General features: G+C 72.6%; 17 protein-coding genes. 9 read left to right on the forward strand and 8 right to left on the reverse strand.

Annotated elements, in window-relative coordinates:
• Positions 1 to 166: 166 nt before the first annotated feature.
• Positions 167 to 601 carry an SHOCT domain-containing protein gene (locus ACWGUG_RS18340; RefSeq protein WP_336399317.1) on the forward strand — a complete coding sequence of 145 codons (435 nt, stop codon included), beginning with the start codon at positions 167 to 169 and terminating at the stop codon, positions 599 to 601.
• A 54-nt stretch (positions 602 to 655) separates the two neighbouring features.
• On the opposite strand, the gene ACWGUG_RS18345 is transcribed toward ACWGUG_RS18340, so the two are convergent.
• Positions 656 to 1519: a PHP domain-containing protein gene (locus tag ACWGUG_RS18345; RefSeq protein ID WP_336399316.1), complete on the reverse strand. Its 864-nt coding sequence runs from the start codon at positions 1517 to 1519 to the stop codon at positions 656 to 658.
• Positions 1520 to 1623: 104 nt separating this feature from the next.
• On the opposite strand from ACWGUG_RS18345, the gene ACWGUG_RS18350 reads away from it, so the two are divergent.
• The 3 genes from ACWGUG_RS18350 to ACWGUG_RS18360 are packed head-to-tail and all read left to right on the forward strand — an operon-like array spanning position 1624 to position 5920.
• Positions 1624 to 2646 (forward strand): endonuclease/exonuclease/phosphatase family protein, encoded by a 1023-nt coding sequence (locus tag ACWGUG_RS18350; RefSeq protein ID WP_336399315.1) that lies wholly within the window; start codon positions 1624 to 1626, stop codon positions 2644 to 2646.
• Between the two features lie 39 nt (positions 2647 to 2685).
• Positions 2686 to 4098 carry an aminopeptidase P family protein gene (locus tag ACWGUG_RS18355; protein ID WP_452325495.1) on the forward strand — a complete coding sequence of 471 codons (1413 nt, stop codon included), beginning with the start codon at positions 2686 to 2688 and terminating at the stop codon, positions 4096 to 4098.
• 1 nt (position 4099) lies between these two features.
• On the forward strand, positions 4100 to 5920 hold the full coding sequence (locus ACWGUG_RS18360; RefSeq protein WP_452325496.1) for a gamma-glutamyltransferase family protein: 1821 nt from the start codon (positions 4100 to 4102) through the stop codon (positions 5918 to 5920).
• Positions 5921 to 5941: 21 nt separating this feature from the next.
• Here the strand turns inward: ACWGUG_RS18360 and ACWGUG_RS18365 are convergent, their stop codons facing one another.
• Entirely contained in the window at positions 5942 to 7093 is a 1152-nt protein-coding gene (locus ACWGUG_RS18365) for a citrate/2-methylcitrate synthase (protein ID WP_452325497.1), read from the reverse strand.
• A 98-nt stretch (positions 7094 to 7191) separates the two neighbouring features.
• On the opposite strand from ACWGUG_RS18365, the gene ACWGUG_RS18370 reads away from it, so the two are divergent.
• Positions 7192 to 8391: a citrate/2-methylcitrate synthase gene (locus tag ACWGUG_RS18370; protein ID WP_452325498.1), complete on the forward strand. Its 1200-nt coding sequence runs from the start codon at positions 7192 to 7194 to the stop codon at positions 8389 to 8391.
• Here ACWGUG_RS18370 and ACWGUG_RS18375 read toward each other — a convergent pair.
• Complete coding sequence (locus tag ACWGUG_RS18375; RefSeq protein WP_452325499.1) at positions 8367 to 9062, reverse strand: alpha/beta hydrolase family protein; 696 nt, start codon at positions 9060 to 9062, stop codon at positions 8367 to 8369. The genes ACWGUG_RS18370 and ACWGUG_RS18375 overlap by 25 nt on opposite strands.
• A 4-nt stretch (positions 9063 to 9066) precedes the next feature.
• Positions 9067 to 9750 (reverse strand): general stress protein, encoded by a 684-nt coding sequence (locus ACWGUG_RS18380; RefSeq protein WP_452325500.1) that lies wholly within the window; start codon positions 9748 to 9750, stop codon positions 9067 to 9069.
• 40 nt (positions 9751 to 9790) lie between these two features.
• Here ACWGUG_RS18380 and ACWGUG_RS18385 point away from each other — a divergent pair, with 40 nt between their 5' ends.
• The 3 genes from ACWGUG_RS18385 to ACWGUG_RS18395 are packed head-to-tail and all read left to right on the forward strand — an operon-like array spanning position 9791 to position 12791.
• Positions 9791 to 11116 (forward strand): magnesium transporter MgtE N-terminal domain-containing protein, encoded by a 1326-nt coding sequence (locus tag ACWGUG_RS18385; protein ID WP_378885315.1) that lies wholly within the window; start codon positions 9791 to 9793, stop codon positions 11114 to 11116.
• Complete coding sequence (locus ACWGUG_RS18390) at positions 11116 to 11643, forward strand: DUF1003 domain-containing protein (protein WP_336399307.1); 528 nt, start codon at positions 11116 to 11118, stop codon at positions 11641 to 11643. Before ACWGUG_RS18385 ends, ACWGUG_RS18390 begins: the two co-directional genes overlap by 1 nt.
• On the forward strand, positions 11640 to 12791 hold the full coding sequence (locus ACWGUG_RS18395; RefSeq protein ID WP_452325501.1) for an Mrp/NBP35 family ATP-binding protein: 1152 nt from the start codon (positions 11640 to 11642) through the stop codon (positions 12789 to 12791). Before ACWGUG_RS18390 ends, ACWGUG_RS18395 begins: the two co-directional genes overlap by 4 nt.
• Positions 12792 to 12804: 13 nt before the next feature.
• On the opposite strand, the gene ACWGUG_RS18400 is transcribed toward ACWGUG_RS18395, so the two are convergent.
• Positions 12805 to 13179 carry a Sec-independent protein translocase TatB gene (locus tag ACWGUG_RS18400; RefSeq protein WP_452325502.1) on the reverse strand — a complete coding sequence of 125 codons (375 nt, stop codon included), beginning with the start codon at positions 13177 to 13179 and terminating at the stop codon, positions 12805 to 12807.
• A 72-nt stretch (positions 13180 to 13251) separates the two neighbouring features.
• Between ACWGUG_RS18400 and ACWGUG_RS18405 the strand changes: the two genes are divergently transcribed.
• On the forward strand, positions 13252 to 13887 hold the full coding sequence (locus tag ACWGUG_RS18405; protein WP_336399304.1) for an O-methyltransferase: 636 nt from the start codon (positions 13252 to 13254) through the stop codon (positions 13885 to 13887).
• Between the two features lie 59 nt (positions 13888 to 13946).
• Here ACWGUG_RS18405 and ACWGUG_RS18410 read toward each other — a convergent pair whose 3' ends face one another.
• The 3 genes from ACWGUG_RS18410 to dapE form a co-directional block, all read right to left on the reverse strand.
• Positions 13947 to 14120, reverse strand: a complete 174-nt coding sequence (locus tag ACWGUG_RS18410; RefSeq protein WP_019179788.1) for a DUF3117 domain-containing protein — start codon at positions 14118 to 14120, stop codon at positions 13947 to 13949.
• A gap of 95 nt (positions 14121 to 14215) precedes the next feature.
• Complete coding sequence (locus ACWGUG_RS18415) at positions 14216 to 15436, reverse strand: hypothetical protein (protein WP_336399303.1); 1221 nt, start codon at positions 15434 to 15436, stop codon at positions 14216 to 14218.
• Positions 15418 to 16494: a succinyl-diaminopimelate desuccinylase gene (gene dapE, locus ACWGUG_RS18420; protein WP_452325503.1), complete on the reverse strand. Its 1077-nt coding sequence runs from the start codon at positions 16492 to 16494 to the stop codon at positions 15418 to 15420. The genes ACWGUG_RS18415 and dapE overlap by 19 nt, the downstream gene beginning before the upstream one ends.
• Positions 16495 to 16619: the final 125 nt, after the last annotated feature.

Below are 16619 nucleotides of genomic sequence, written 5' to 3' on the forward strand. Positions count from 1 at the left end.
GCGCCGGCGCCGGCGCCGCGGCGGCGCCGCGCCCGCGGGCGGCGCGCCCGTCGGCGCGTGATGCGACGACGCCGGTGACGATGACGGCGTCCGCGCGACAGCGGCGCTAGTGTGAGCGCACACGGCGTCTATCGCGCCGTGACCTCGCATTCAAGAAAGGCGTATCGTGCGATTCCTCGATGCCGTCACCACCGCGTACGAATACCAGGGATTCTGGGGATCCTTCTGGGACATCATCTGGTGGTTCCTCTGGATCTTCTTCTTCGTCGTCTACCTTTTCGCGCTGTTCGCCGTGATCGGCGACCTGTTCCGCGACCGCAACCTGAACGGCTGGCTCAAGGCGCTGTGGATCATCTTCCTGATCTTCGTGCCGTTCCTGACGCTGCTGGTCTACCTGATCGCCCGGGGCAAGGGCATGGCCGAGCGCGGCGCGCGGGAGGCGGGCGAGCTGCAGAAGGCGCAGGACGCCTACATCAAGTCCGTCGCCGGCGGCTCCGCGGCGAGCCCGGCCGACGAGATCGCGAAGGCCAAGGCGCTCCTGGACGCCGGCACCATCACGCAGGCCGAGTACGACGCTCTGAAGGCCAGGGCACTCGCCTGATCCGCCTCGCGCGGAGCGCGTGATCCTCGCAGAGACGGGAGCGCCCCCGTCCGCCTAAGGGTGGACGGGGGCGCTTCCCGTTGCGCGTGCGACGATGCGGGCCACCATGTCGTCCGCGGTGGTGTTCTCGCCGGGGACGTTCGGCTTGCCGAGCCCGTGGTAGTCGCTGGATCCTGTCACGATGAGGTCGCGCTCGCGGCACAGCGCGCGCAGCGTCCCGAGCGCGGGCTCGCGGTTCTCGCGGTGGCCGAGCTCGAACCCGGCGAGGCCGGCGCCGAGCATCCGCTCCAGCAGCGGCATCGGCAGCAGGCCCGCCCTGCCGGCCGGGTGGGCGATGACCGGCACTCCCCCGGCGCCCACGACGAGTCTGACGGCGGTCACCGGATCGGGGGCGTACAGGGCGACGTAGTAGTCGCCGCGCGGGCTCAGGATCCCCGAGAACGCCTCTGCGCGGTCGCGCACGAAGCCGCGCGCCACCAGCGCGTCGGCGATGTGCGGGCGCCCGACGGTCGCGCCGTCGGTGGTCTGGGCGAGGATGTCGTCCCACACCAGGTCGTAGTCCCGCGCGATGCGGTCGGCCATCAGGCGGGCGCGGTCTAGCCGCGACGACCGGATGCGGGTGGTCTCCGCTCGCAGCGCGGGCTCGTCCGGGTCGGGAAGGTACGCGAGCACGTGCACGCTGCGCCATTCGTGGCGTGCCGACAGCTCCATCCCTGGGATGAAGCTCATGCCGAGGGATGCCGCCGCCTCGGCCGCCTCCGCCCATCCTGACGTCGTGTCGTGGTCGGTCAGCGCCGCCGTGCGCACGCCGTGGCGGTGCGCCGACGCCATGACCTCGGCGGGCGGCTGGGTGCCGTCCGAGTGCGCGGAATGCAGGTGCAGGTCGCTCGGCCCTTCGAAGCGCTGCGGTCCCGGCATCCTCCGAGCGTAGCGCGGCGGCGCGCGGCGATCGGATGCGCATGTCGCGCGCCACGCCCCGGGTGCTGACGGATCTCCCAGGCTGCTCGCATAGGCTCGCGGTCGTGCTTCGCCTGCTCGGGATCCTCTTCACCGTGCTGTGCGCCATCGGTGCGGCGGTGCTGACGTGGCCGGCGTTCTTCCGCGTCGAGCGGGTCTTCCCGATCGCGCAGATCGTCTCGTTCCGCGGCGTCCTCGCCGGCGTCTTCATCGCGGCCGCCGTGGTCGCGCTGCTGCTGGCCATCGCGCGTCCGATCCGGGCTCTCGCACTCTCGATCGCCGTCGTCGCGGGCGTCGCGGCCGTGGCGAACCTGGGCGTGATCGCAGCCCGCGGAGGCCTCGGCACCGACCCGCTGCCGGTGAAGACCGAGACGAGCGTCCGCGTCATGACGTGGAACACCGCCGGCCCGGCCACGGCGCCCGAGACGATCGCGAAGATCGCCGTGGCGATGGATGCCGACATCGTGGCGCTTCCCGAGACGACCATCGAGACGGGCGAGCGGGTCGCCATCGCGATGCGCGATCTCGGGCACCGGATGTGGGCGCACCACGCGGAGGACCCGTCCACGGAATGGGATGCCGGATCCACGACGCTGCTGATCTCCCCCGAGATGGGCGACTACGCCGTCATCGAATCGTCGCAGAACGGCACCAGCAACACCTCGACGGTGCCGAGCGCCGTCGCGATGCCGGTGTCGGGACAGGGGCCCATCGTCGTGGCCGTCCACGCCGTGGCTCCGCGGCAGAGCTACATGCAGAGCTGGCGGGACGACCTGCAGTGGCTCGCCGACCAGTGCGTCGACGGCGACGTCATCATGGCCGGCGACTTCAACGCCACGGTCGACCACATGTCGGGCCTCGGCATCGACGGAGGCACGCTCGGCCACTGCACCGACGCCGCGGTCGAGACCGGCAACGGCGCGCTGGGCACGTGGTCGTCCAGCGTCCCGGCCATCCTCGGCGCGCCGATCGACCACGTCATGGCGACCGACCGGTGGCGCCCATCGGGCTCGCTCGTGCTGCGCGCGATGGACGGCTCGGGGTCGGACCATCGCCCCCTGATCGTGCAGTACGAGCCCGCCGGCTGAGCCTGCCGCGGGTGTTCGCGCCCGTGCGAGACTGGACGCATGAGCAGCGCAGCCGACGACACGGCCACCCCCGCGACGCAGCCCTCGACGAGCACCAATCGCCGCCAGCCGTTCGGTCAGGGCTTCCTCGACACCATCTCCACCGGGTGGGCCGAACGGCCGGACTCCGCACCGCCCGCACGCGTCCAGGCGCCCTTCGCCGCAGCCCGCCGCGACGCGGTGTCGGCGGCCTTCCCGGGCCGGCGACTGGTGATCCCGGCCGGCGAGCTGAAGCAGCGCAGCAACGACACCGACTACCCGTTCCGCGCGCACTCCGCCTTCTCGCATCTGACGGGGTGGGCCTCGGACTCGGAGCCCGGCGCGGTGCTGGTGTTCGAGCCGCGTTCGGGCGGCGGGCACGACGTCACGCTGCACTTCCGCGAGCGCGCCGATCGCACGACGAGCGAGTTCTACTCGGATGCCTCGATCGGCGAGTTCTGGATCGGGCCGAGGCCCGCCCTCTCGGGCGTGGCCGCCGACCTCGGACTTCCGACGGCCCACATCGACGACTTCGAGGAGCGCGACGGCGACCTCGTGGTCGGCGAGCATGACGAGCTCACGCGCTTCGTCTCGGAGCTGCGCCTCATCAAGGACGCGTACGAGATCGGTCAGATGGAGCTCGCGGTTCAGGTCACCGCGGACGGCTTCGACGACATCGTCGCGAACCTTCCGGCGATCATCGACCACCCGCGCGGCGAGCGCGTCGTGGAGGGCGTCTTCCACCGGCGCGCCCGCAGCGACGGCAACGCGGTCGGTTATGACACGATCGCGGCTTCGGGCCCGCACGCCTGCTACCTCCACTGGACGCGCAACGACGGCGCGGTGGTCCCCGGGGATCTGATCCTGATCGACGCCGGCGTCGAGGTCGACAGCCTCTACACCGCCGACATCACGCGGACCCTGCCGGTGAGCGGACGCTTCACCGAGGTGCAGCGCCGGGTGTACGAGACCGTGCGCGAGGCCGCCGACGCGGCGTTCGCCGCCGCGCGGCCCGGTGTGCGCTTCCGGTCGATCCACGAGGCGGCGATGCAGGTCATCGCGGCGCGAGTGGCCGAGTGGGGCCTGCTGCCGGTCAGCGCGGCAGAGGCGCTCGACGCCGACGCGGGGGGCCACCACCGCCGCTACATGGTCCACGGCACGAGCCACCACCTCGGCATCGATGTGCACGACTGCGCGCAGGCGCGGCGCGACATGTACTACGACGGGCTCCTGGAGCCCGGGATGGTGTTCACGATCGAGCCGGGACTGTACTTCCAGATCGACGACCTCACCGTCCCCGAGGAGTACCGGGGCATCGGCGTGCGCATCGAGGACGACATCCTCATGACCGAGAACGGCCCCGTGAACCTGTCGTCGGCGATCCCCCGCACCGCCGACGAGGTCGAGGCCTGGATCGCGCGCGGCAGCCGCTGACGTGTCCTTCACGCCTCCCCCGTCGTTCACGACGCGCCCGACCCTCACCGGCACGTTCGGCATGTCGGCCTCGACGCACTGGCTCGCGACGGCGACGTCGCAGGCGGTGCTGGAGCGCGGCGGCAACGCGTTCGACGCGTCCGTCGCCGCGGCCTTCGTGCTGCACGTCGTCGAGCCTCATCTCAACGGGCCCGGCGGGGACCTCGTCGGCATCTTCCAGACCGCCGACGCGGCCGCGCCGACGGTTCTCATGGGTCAGGGCCCCGCTCCCGAGGCGGCGACCATCGACCACTACCGAGCCCAGGGCCTCGACCTCGTGCCGGGCGCCGGCGGCCTGGCCGCGGCGGTGCCGGGCGCCGTCGACGCGTGGCTCCTGCTGCTGCGCGACCACGGCACGTGGGAGCTGGCCGACGTGCTCGCGTACGCGATCGGCTACGCCCGCGACGGCCACCCCCTGGTCGCCGGCGCCGCGGCGACGATCGCGCGGGTTGCAGAGCTGTTCCGCGACGACTGGCCGACCTCCGCCGCCCTCTGGCTGTCCGACGGCGAGCCTCCTGCGGCCGGGGAGATCGTGCGCAACCCCGCCTACGCCGAGGTGCTGGACACCCTCGTCCACGCGTCCTGCACCGTGCGCGACGACGGACCTGTGGGCCGCGCGGCGCGCATCGACGCCGCGCGCCGGGAGTGGAAGACGGGATCCGTCGCCCACGAGGCATCCGCGTTCCTCGCGCAGCCGCACCGCCACTCGGACGGCGGCGCGCACGCGGCCGTCATCACCGCCGACGACTTCGCCGCGTTCGATGCGGCGTACGAGCCTGCGCTGACGCGCGAGTTCCGAGGGCGCACGGTCGCGAAGGCCGGTGCGTGGACGCAGGGCCCGGCGCTGCTGCAGACGCTCGGCCTGCTGGAGCCCCTCTCGGACGAGCTGCTCGACCCGTCGCAGGAGGAGGGCGCCCACACGATCCTCGAGGCGCAGAAGCTCGCGCTGGCCGACCGCGACGCCTGGTTCGGCGACGACGACGTCGACCTCGAGGCGCTGCTGTCCGCGGACTACCTCGCCGAGCGCCGCGCCCTCATCGCGGGCACCGCGTCGGCGGAGTTCCGGCCAGGGTCGCCCGCGGGCGGCACCCCGTTCCGCCCCCCGCTGCGCGAGACGTACGACGCGCCCGCGGTCGGCACCGGCGAGCCCACGGTGCCCCCGGGCGAGGCCCGCGTGGCGGCGTCGGGCGAGACCCGCGGCGACACCTGCCACCTCGATGTCATCGACCGCTGGGGCAACATCGTCTCCGCCACGCCCTCGGGAGGCTGGCTGCAGTCCTCGCCGACCATCCCGGCGCTCGGCTTCTGCCTGGGCACCCGCCTGCAGATGACGTGGCTCCAGCCGGGGCATCCGTCGTCCCTCATGCCGGGCCGGCGACCGCGCACGACCCTCACGCCGACGCTCGTGCTGCGCGACGGGGCGCCGGAGTTCGCGATCGGCTCGCCGGGCGGCGACCAGCAGGATCAGTGGCAGCTGCTGGCGCTGCTGCGCATCATCGTGGGCGGCTACGCGCCGCAGCAGGCGATCGATGCGCCGGCGCTGCACACGACCGCGATGCCGGAGTCGTTCTGGCCCCGCACGTGGACGCCCGCCGGCGCCGTGGCCGAAGCCCGCCTGGGCGATGCCGTGATCGAGGGCCTCGAGCGTCGCGGTCACCGCGTCACGCGCGCGGGAGACTGGGCGCTCGGTCGCGTCTCCGCCGTCGGGAGGGATGCCCGCACGGGTGTGCTGTGGGCCGCCGCCAACCCGCGGGGCATGCAGGGCTACGCGGCCGGCCGCTAGCAGGCCACGCGGCGGGATGCGTCAGGCAGCTCGCACCCGCACCGGCGGGCCGACATACCGCGCGGACGGCCGGATGATCTTCGGATCGGCTGACTGCTCGAGGATGTGCGCCGTCCACCCGATCGTGCGGGCGATGGCGAACGTCGGGGTGAACATCGACCGCGGCAGTCCGCACTGCTCCATCACGAGAGCGGCCCAGAACTCCACGTTGGTGTGCAGCGCGCGTCCCGGCTTCGCCGCGGCGAGCAATCGTTCCGCGGTCTCCTCGAACCGCAGCGCCAGCTCGACGCGAGCACCGCCCCGCCGCTTCGCGATCCGCTTCATCAGCTCCGCCCGCGGGTCGGACGTCCGGTACACGGCGTGTCCGAACCCCATCAGCCGGCGGCCGGCGGCGAGCTCCCCGCGGATCCAGGGCTCGATGCGCTCCGCCGTGCCGACCGCGTCGAGTCCGTCCAGGGCGCGGGACGGCGCACCGCCGTGCAGCGGCCCCGTCAGCGCGCCGAGGGCACCCACGAGGCAGGAAGCGGCATCCGCTCCCGTCGACGCGATCACCCGAGCCGTGAACGTGGAGGCGTTGAAGCCGTGGTCCATCACGGAGATCAGGTAGGCCGTCAGCGCCGCCTCGCTCTCGGCGTCCGCAACGGTGCCCGTCACCTGGTGCAGGTAGTCGGCGACGAGGCCCCGGCCGGAAAGCAGCGGCAGCGGCTGCTGCCCGTTCCGCCTGCGCCACAGCGCGCCGACGATGACGGGCGTCGAGGCGGCGAGCTCGATCGCGTCGATCAGGCGCTCGTCGGCGGTCAGGTCGTACAGGGGACGGATGCCGCGCCGCGCGGCCAGCAGCGACCACACCGCCGCGAGCCCCGCCATCACCTCCGGTGTCGCCGCGGACACGGCGTCGACGGCGGCGGCGACGTCGTCCGCGCACCGGGTCCTGGCGGCCTGGATCCGACGCGCGAACGCACCGCGGGAGGCATCCGTCGCGTCCTCTCCGGTGACGAGCAGCTGCCAGGCATCCTCGAAGTCGGCGGCCTCGGCGAGCTCGATCGCGGAGCGGTCACGGTACTGCAGCAGTCCCTCGGCGCCGCGCACATCGCTCACCGCCGTCTCGGCGACGATGACACCCGCCAGGCCCCGGGGTGCGTCGATCGCGGCCGATGGCGTCGTCGTGGTCATGTCGTCTCCTTCCCTCGGGCGGGCGCCGTGCCGGCGAGCCGCTACACTCAGGGTCGGACTTGATTCCGTTTTCGTCAATCTTGATCGGATCAATATCGATGAACGCCCTGCCACGGCTCTCGGCCGCCGAGACGGCCGCGCGCCTCGGGGTCAAGCCCGAGTCGCTCTACGCGTACGTCTCACGCGGCCTGCTGTCGCGGGAGCGCGACGCGACCGGCTCGTGGTTCGATCCCCTCGAGGTGGAGGCGTTCGCAGGCCGGCGGCGCCGCTCCCCCGCACCGCCCTCCGGCGGGGCGGCGGCCGGGACCCCGCTCATGGTGCTCGACACGCGGCTCGCCCACGTGGAGGACGACGCGCTGCACTACCGCGAGCGCTCGGCGACGCGCCTTGCACGCGAGCAGTCGTTCGAGGACGTCGTCTGCTGGCTGTGGGGCATCCGCACGCTGCGCCCGCCGGATGCCGACGACGTCCAGGTCGCGCGCCGCACGATCGCGGCGCTCGGCGACGCCAGCCGTCCCCTCGACCGGCTGGCGGCGGGGGTGACCGCGCTGGCGGTGACCGACCCGCTGCGTGACGATCCGGCGCCGGAGCAGCTCGCGCGCATCGGGGCACGGCTGGTGACGGGGCTCCCCGCGGCGCTCCTTTCCGAGGGCGCACCCGGCGCGGTCGCGCCGACGCTGTGGCGCGCGCTCGGCGGCCGCGACGACGCCGACGGCATCCACCTGCTCGACGCGGCACTGATCCTCGTGATCGACCACGACCTGGCGCTGTCGACGCTCGCGGGCCGTGTCGCGGCGTCCGCGCGCGCGTCGGGCTACGCGGTCGTGACGGCCGCGCTCGGTGCGTTCGACGCGCCGCTGCACGGCACGGCGAGCCGCTCGGCGTTCCGGCTCCTGCACGCCGTCCGGGACGGCCAGGCGCCGGCACCGGCGATCGCGCGCGCGGTCCGCGACGGCGGGCGCGGCATCCCCGGCTTCGGCCAGTCGCTCTATGCCGGGGCCGACATGCGGGCGCGGCTGATGCTCGAACTGCTCCGGGAGGCGCCGCAGAGCGCCGACGTGATGGCGGCGGTCGACGCCGTCACGGAGGAGGTGGCCCGGCGCACCGACACCCGCCCGAACCTCGATCTGGCGCTGGCGGCGCTCACCCTCTGGGCGGGCATGACCGAAGACGCCGGCGCCGTCGTGTTCGCCGTCGGGCGCATCGCGGGGTGGATCTCCCACGCGGTGGACGAATACGACGAGCGACCCATGCGGCTGCGCCCCCGCGGGCGCTACGTGGGTCCGCCCGCGGAGTGAGCCGCGCGGAGCCACGCGACGATCGGCGGGACCAGCTCGGCGGCGACCTCGGCGGGCCGCCGCTTGCGGCCCTTCACCTCGAACGAGTGGCCGCCGCCCTCGATCCACGAGATCTCGGCCGACCGGCAGGAGGCGACGGCCCCTTCGAGCTGCTCGTGCGGATCGATGAACGGGTCGTTCGAGCCCGCCACGAAGAGCTGCGGCTGCGGCACGTCGGGCAGGTGCGCCACGCGGGCCTTGTCGGGGCTGCCGGGCGGATGGAGCGGATACCCGAGGTACACCAGGGCGGCCGGGTCGATCGCGCCCTCTGCGGCCGCCATCGACGCCATCCGCCCGCCGTACGACTTGCCGATCGCGAACACCGGCGCGCCCGCTGCGCGGTCGGTCAGCTCGGCGTGCACCGCCCGCCACGTCGCGACCGCATGGGCGGCCGGCCCCGGCATCCGTCGCCCCGCCTGGACGTAGGGGAAGTTGAACCGCAGCGTCGCGACGCCCGCCTCGGCCAGCGCGTCGGCGAAGCCCAGGAGGAAGGGATGCCGGTACCCGGCGCCCGCCCCGTGGGCGAGGGCGGCGTAAGCCCACGCCGAGGGCGGCGCGACCAGGTCGGCCGAGACCTCGACCCGCCCGCTCGGCAGCTCGACCGGGACGGTCGCGGGGGCCGACGCCGTCACGGTGTCACGGGCGGTCCGCGCGGTCGTCGGCGGCGACGTCCGGCGCCCGCTCGGGCGCGGCGTCGTCGTCCGCGTCCCCGGTCCGTTCGGGAGGCGCCGCCAGCCGCTCGCCGTACTTGGGCGGCTCGTCGGCGGGCGTCGGTGCGGATGCCGGTGCGGGTGCCGGGGCCGATGCCGGTGCGGATGCCGCGGCCGCCGGGATCGTCGTCGGCGCGGAGGACTGCGGACCGAGGACCTGACGGGCGCGGCTCGCACTGCCGTCGGTGACGGTGACCTCGTAGTGGTCGGCGACGACCTGCATCACCGACGCGAAGTCCCGGCGGCGGCGCACGAAGGAATACGCCACGATGCTCATCAGCATGCCGATCGCGATCCCGACGAACAGCACTCCCACGAACGCCTGGATCGGCACCGACGGCGAGCCGATCACGAGGATCGCGGAGAACAGCAGACCCAGAAGCAGTCCGTTGACGGCGCCCGACCGGGCGGCGGAGGCATACCCGAGACGACCTGTGATCCGCTCGATGGAACGCAGACCCTGACCGACGATCGCGATCTCGCGGGCCGGGATCTCGGCGGCGATGAGAGACGACACCGCCTTCTGCGCCGCCTCGTACGTCGGGAAGCTCGCCACCGTCTGTCCGACGGCGTCCGAGCCCTTCAGGGGACGGCCTCCCATGATGGTCATCTCCCCATCCTCCCACGGCACGCGGACTACGCTGAGACGTGTGAGTACGCAGAGGGTTTTCGTCGCGCGCCTGTCCGGGTGCTCGGTCTTCGACCCCGCCGGCGACCGCCTCGGCAAGGTCCGCGACGTCGTCGTCATCTATCGCAAGGACGATCCGCCGCGCGTCATCGGACTCGTGGTCGAGATCCCCGGCCGGCGCCACGTGTTCGTCTCGATCGGGCGTGTCACCTCGATCGCCACCGGGCAGGTCATCACCACCGGCCTGATCAACGTGCGTCGCTTCCAGCAGCGCGGCGGCGAGGTCCGCGTCATGGCCGAGATGCTCGGCCGCAAGGTGTTCTTCGCCGACGGGTCCGGCACCGCCGTCATCGAGGACGTCGCCATCGAGCGCAACCGACTGGGCGAGTGGGACGTCGGCCAGCTCTTCCTCCGCAAGCCCAAGACGAGCGCCTCCCCCTTCGCCAAGGGCGCAACGACGTTCGCCAACTGGGATGCGGTGCGCGAGAGCCAGGTGCCCGGCGAGACGCAGTCCGCCGAGCAGCTGGTCGCCACCTACTCCGAGCTGCGCCCGGCCGATCTCGCGAACACCCTTCTCGACCTGCCCGAGGAGAGGCTCCTCGAGGTCGTCGAGGAGCTTCCCGACGACCGTCTCGCCGACGCACTCGAGGAGATGCCCGAGGAGGAGCAGGTGCACATCCTCGAGGCGCTGGACGACGAGCGCGCCGCCGACATCCTCGATGCGATGGAGCCCGACGACGCCGCCGACGTGCTCGGTCAGCTCCCCGAGGATCAGCGCGAGGAGCTGCTGGAGCTGATGGAGCCCGAGGAGGCGGAGGATGTCCGCGCGCTCCTGAAGTACGGTCCCGACACGGCGGGCGGCCTCATGACGAGCGAGCCCATCGTGCTCTCCGCCGACGCCACCATCGCCGAGGCGCTCGCCCTGATCCGTCGGCACGAGCTGCACCCCGCTCTGGCAGCGGCCGTGTTCGTGACGCTTCCGCCGTACGAGACGCCGACCGGCCGGCTGCTGGGCACCGTGCATTTCCAGCGGATGCTGCGCTATCCGCCGCACGAGCGGCTCGGCGCGATCATCGACGACACGCTGGACCCGGTGCCTGCCACCGCCTCGGCCGCGGAGGTCGCGCGCCTTCTCGCTTCGTACAACCTGGTGTCGCTCCCCGTCGTCGATCCCGCGCATCGCCTCGTCGGCGCGATCAGCGTCGACGACGTGCTGGACTACCTGCTGCCCGAGGACTGGCGGTCGCACGATGCCGATGAGAGCGGACGCCCGGCAGCGGCACCCGCGCCGGCCACGACCCCGCGCGCTCAGCCCGGAGGCGGCGCCCGCGGCGGGAGGAGGCGCTGATGGCACGTGCGACCCGTCAGCCGGCCCTCGACGCGCCGCGCGGCCGCTCCGGCATGCTGCAGCGCACGCCGCAGCAGTCCAGCGATCGCTTCGGGCGCTTCTCGGAGGCGTTCGCCCGGGCCATGGGGACCTCGGGGTTCCTCATCGGCATGACGATCTTCGTGATCGTCTGGCTCGCCTGGAACACCTTCGCCCCGCGGGAGCTGCAGTTCGACCCGCGTGAGTACAACTACACCCTGCTGACGCTGATCCTGTCGCTGCAGGCCTCGTACGCCGCGCCCCTCATCCTGCTCGCGCAGAACCGCCAGGACGACCGCGACCGCGTGCAGATCGAGCAGGATCGCCAGCGCGCCGAGCGCAACCTCGCCGACACCGAGTACCTGGCGCGCGAGGTGGTCGCCCTGCGCATGGCCGTCAACGACTTCGCCGATCAGGTCGTGACCCGCGACGTGCTGCGCAGCGAGCTGCGCACGCTCCTGGAGAAGCTCGACGCCACCCCCGAGGCCCAGGACGGCACGCACCGATGAGCGCGGTGCTCGCGGACGCCGTCCGCACGGCGGTCGGCGCCGTCCTCGACCCGGAGCTGCGCCGGCCCATCGGCGAGCTCGACATGGTGCGCGACATCTCCGTCGACGCGGGCGTGGCCCACGTGGCGATCGCGCTGACGATCGTCGGGTGCCCCGCCGCAGACCGCATCGCCACGGATGTGCGCACCGCCGCGGCATCCGTTCCCGGCATCACGGACGTGGCGCTGGAGGTGGGGGTGATGACCCCGGCCGAGCGGCACGCCCTGACCGAGCGCCTGCGCGGCGGACGGGGTCGCCAGATGCCGTTCGGCCCCGGCTCGCTCACCCGCGTCATCGCGGTCACGAGCGGGAAGGGGGGCGTCGGCAAGTCCACCGTCACCGCCAATCTCGCCGTCGCCCTCGCCGCACGCGGACTCGCGGTCGGCCTCATCGACGCCGACGTGCACGGGTTCTCGATCCCGGGTCAGCTCGGCCTGGTCGGCCCCGACGGGTCCGTGCCGCAGCCCACCCGCGTCGACGACCTGATGCTGCCGCCGGTCGCCCACGGCGTGAAGACGATCTCCATCGGCATGTTCCTGCGCCGGAGCGGCGGCGACTCCCCGCTCGGCGCGGTCGCGTGGCGCGGGCCGATGCTGCACCGGACGGTGCAGCAGTTCCTCACCGACGTCTTCTTCGGCGACCTCGACGTGCTGCTGCTGGACATGCCGCCGGGCACCGGCGACGTGGCGATCTCCGTCGGACAGCTGCTTCCGAACGCCGAGGTGCTGGTGGTCACGACGCCGCAGACCGCGGCCTCCGATGTCGCGGTCCGCAGCGGGCTGGTCGCGCGGCAGACCGGGCAGCGGGTCATCGGCGTGGTCGAGAACATGGCGGCGATGACGCTCCCCGACGGGACGGTGCTCGACCTGTTCGGCCACGGTGGCGGCGCGGCCGTGGCCGAGGCCCTGTCCGGGTCCGGATCCGAGGTCCCGCTGCTGGCCTCCGTGCCGCTGAGCCCCGTGGTCCGCGCCGACGCCGATGCCGGCGTTCCCGCGGTCCTCGCGCATCCGGACGATCCGGCCGCGCGCGCCATCGCCGACATCGCCGCCGCGCTCGCCCGGTTCCCCAGAGGCCTGCCGGGCCGCTCCCTCCCCTTCCGGCCGCGCTGACGCGGCCGGCCGATCAGGTGGCTTCGCTGTCGAAGGGCGTCGGGCCGTCGTCGGGGCCGCGGAAGGGCGATCGCACGGGCGTCGTGGGCGGCACCGGTGCCGCCGCCTGGGTGCGCACGGTCTGCGCCGGAGCGTCGTCGAGCAGCGCCTCGCGGATGATGCGCCGCGGATCGTACTGGCGGGGGTCGAGCGTGCGCCAGTCGACGTCGTCGAAGTCCTCGCCCATCTCGTCTTTCACGCGGGTCTTGGCCGTCGACACCCACTCCCGCGCCCGCCTGGTGAACTGCGCGAGCGACTCCGCGTAGCGCGGCAGCCGCTCCGGCCCGATGATGAGTGCCGCGACGAGTCCGATCAGCAGGAGCTTCTCGATCGTGAGGCCGAAGATCATGAGATCAGGTTACCGCCGCGCCTGTGCTGCCAGCGCCACGGCGCCGCGTAGGCTGGCGGCGGAGGGATGCCGATGGGAGAGCACGACGCGAACCAGCGGTTCGTCGACGAGGTGACGAACGAGCCGGATCACATCGCGCGGGCCCGCGCGCACGCGCTGGAGCTCGGTGCGGCGCCGATCAGTCCCGCGATCGGGGCCCAGTGCGCCGTCATCGCCGCCGTCTCGCAGGCGCTCAACATCGTCGAGATCGGCACCGGCGCCGGCGTCTCGGGGCTGTGGCTGCTCCGCGGCTCCCCGCGCGCCACTCTCACCACGATCGACAAGGAGCCCGAGCACCTCGGCGCGGCCCGCCAGGCGTTCGCCGAGGCGCGCATCCCGCCGGCACGCGCTCGCTTCATCACCGGCCGCGCCGCGGAGGTCCTCCCCCGCATGAATGAGGCGTCCTACGACATCGTCCTCGTCGATGCCGACCCCGACGGGGTGATCGAGTACGTCGAGCACGGCCTGCGACTCGTCCGCGCCGGCGGGACCGTCCTGGTCCCCCGCGTTCTCGCAGGAGGAGCGGTCGCCGACCCCGTGCGGAGGGATCCGGTGACCTCCGCCTACCGCTCGCTGATCCAGGAGACGCAGAGCTCCCCCGCGGTCATCGGCGCCCTCTCCATCACCGGCGAGGGGCTGCTGCAGCTCACCACCGTGCCGACGACCTAGACGACCCGGACAGACGCGAACGGCCGGTCCTCTCGGACCGGCCGTTCGCGCAATGCTTCTCAAGCGGCGTTGACGACGCCCCCCAGGACGTCGTAGAGCTCCTTGGCCTCAGCGTCGTTCACCGAGACGACCAGACGACCGCCTCCCTCGAGCGGCACGCGCACGATGATGAGTCGACCCTCCTTCACGGCCTCCATCGGCCCGTCTCCGGTTCTCGGCTTCATGGCTGCCATTGCGGCTCCTTTTCATCGATGGTCTGCGCCTCAAGTTTATCGTGAGGCATGAGTGAACGGGCACGCCTGGGGAAAGCGGCATCCGTCGTCCCCGGTCACGGCACCTGCCACGTGTGGTTGCCGAGGGCGTACATGTTGTAGATCCACCACCACTGCCCGATGAGGCACGCGAGCAGCACTCCGATGCGCCACAGCCGCGACCGCGGGACCGCGAACGCGCCCCACAGCGGCGAGAGCGGCAGCAGGAGTCGGAAGATGCTCGACTGCGGGAAGAACACCAGGAGGAGGTAGACGAGGTAGCTGGCACTCCACAGGCGCAGCTCGACACCGAGCCTGCGGACCTGGGGCAGCAGGAGGAGCGCTGCAGCGACCGCCACCACCCCGATGGCGAGAGCGGCATAGCCGAGCCAGACCGGCAGGTTCCACATCGTCCCGAACCAGAACGCCGCTCCCGACAGGAACGGCTCGAACGGCACGAACTCGGCGTCGCCGGGCACCCAGTTCCGGCGCCACGCGAGCTCGGTGGCCAGATACGCGTCGGGCACGCCGGTCACCCACCCCGCGATGACCTGCCATGCGAACCCGGCGACGGCGGCGAGCAGTCCCAGTGCGACGATGTGGACGATCTCGGGCGTGCGCAGCGGCTCGCGTGCGCGGCTCCGCCACCGCCAGATCCCGAAGAGCGCCAGGAAGAGGGAGAAGGCGAGCACCCCGGGACGCGTGAACGCCATGAGCGGGATCAGCGCGTACAGCCAGACGTAGCGCCGGCGCATCACGCACCACAGGGCGCAGAACAGCCACAGCAGGTTCAGCGCCTCGGCATAGCCGACGTGGAAGAGTGCGGCCAAGGGGCCAGCCGCGCAGAACGCGACAGCCCACAGCGCCGCCTGATCGTCCAGTCTCGGACGCAGCAGGTGATAGAGGACGACGGATGCCCCGTACCCGGCGAGCAGCGACACGATCAGGGCACCCGCCGGCCACGCTCCGAACGGGAGCGAGACGAGCTGGGCGAGCAAGGGGTATAGCGGAAGGAACGCCCAGGCGTTCTCGGCGACCTGCCCGGTGTCCGTCAACGGCAGCTCGGCGGGATAGCCGGAGTACGCGATCAGCCAGTACCACGAGCCGTCCCAGGCCACGACCGTGTCCATGATCCCGGCGTCGGGACCCATCCGGGAGCCGAACCCCGACAGCTCGGCGGCCACGAAGAGCAGCAGGGCCGTCACGGCGCGCGCGCCGAGGTAGATCGCGGCGACGAGCACCGCCGTGCGGGCCGCGGAGCGCGGCGCTGCGCGCTGCGTCAGCTCGTGGTCAGCCACGCGCGCAGGCCCCGCTCGACCGCCTCGATCTGCGCGATCGCCACGCGCTCGTCATCGTGGTGGGCGAGGTGCGGATCACCGGGACCGTAGTTGACGGCCGGCACGCCCAGAGCGCTGAACCGCGCCACGTCGGTCCACCCGTACTTCGGACGAGGCTCTGCGCCGACAGCCCGCAGGAACTCCTGGGCGAGCGGCGCGTCGAGGCCGGGACGGGCACCGGCCGCGGCATCGACGATCTCCACGTCGAAGCCCGCGAACACGTCGCGCACGTGGCGCTCCGCCTCCGCGACGTCGCGGCTGGGGGCGAACCGGTAGTTCACCTCGACCTCGCACAGATCGGGGATCACATTGCCGGCCACGCCACCGCCGATGCGGACGGCGTTCAGGCCCTCCCGATAGACGAGTCCCTCGACCTCGACGTCGCGCGGGCGGTAGTCGGCGAGGCGCCCGAGGATCGGCGCCGCCTTGTGGATCGCGTTCTCGCCGATCCACGCGCGGGCGCTGTGCGCGCGGACGCCCGTCGTGCGCACCATCGCGCGCAGGTTCCCGTTGCACCCTCCTTCGACCTCGCCGTTGGACGGCTCGCCCAGGATCGCGAAGTCGCCGGCGAAGAGGTCGGGGCGGGTGCGCGCCAGGCGGGTGAGGCCATTGAGGTCGGCATCCACCTCCTCGTGGTCGTACCACATCCAGGTGACGTCGACCCGGGGCGCCACGAGCTCCGCAGCCAGCTTCAGCTGCACCGCGACACCGGCCTTCATGTCGACGGTGCCACGACCCCACAGGAACGGCTCACCGTCGACGGTGATGTCCTTGGTGGGGACGTTCCCGTTGATGGGGACGGTGTCGATGTGGCCGGCGATGACGGCGCGCTGCGCGCGGCCGAGATTCGTGCGGGCAACGATCGTATCGCCGTTTCGGTACACCTCGAGATGGTCGAGCGGCGACACGGTGGCGAAGATCGCGTCGGCGAGAGTCCCTTCGTCACCGGAGACGCTCGGGATGTCGCAGATGGTGCGGGTGAGGTCGACAGAGGAGACGGAGAGATCGAGCGTCGGCATCCCCCGAGTCTACCGACGCGACATAGCGCCTTAACGCGGAATGGCCACCCTGCGTTGGGTGGCCATTCCGTGTAATGGGTGTCCGGCGGTGTCCTACTCTCCCACAGGGTCCCCCCTGCAGTACC

It is taken from the genome of Microbacterium sp. NPDC055455, assembly GCF_053619935.1.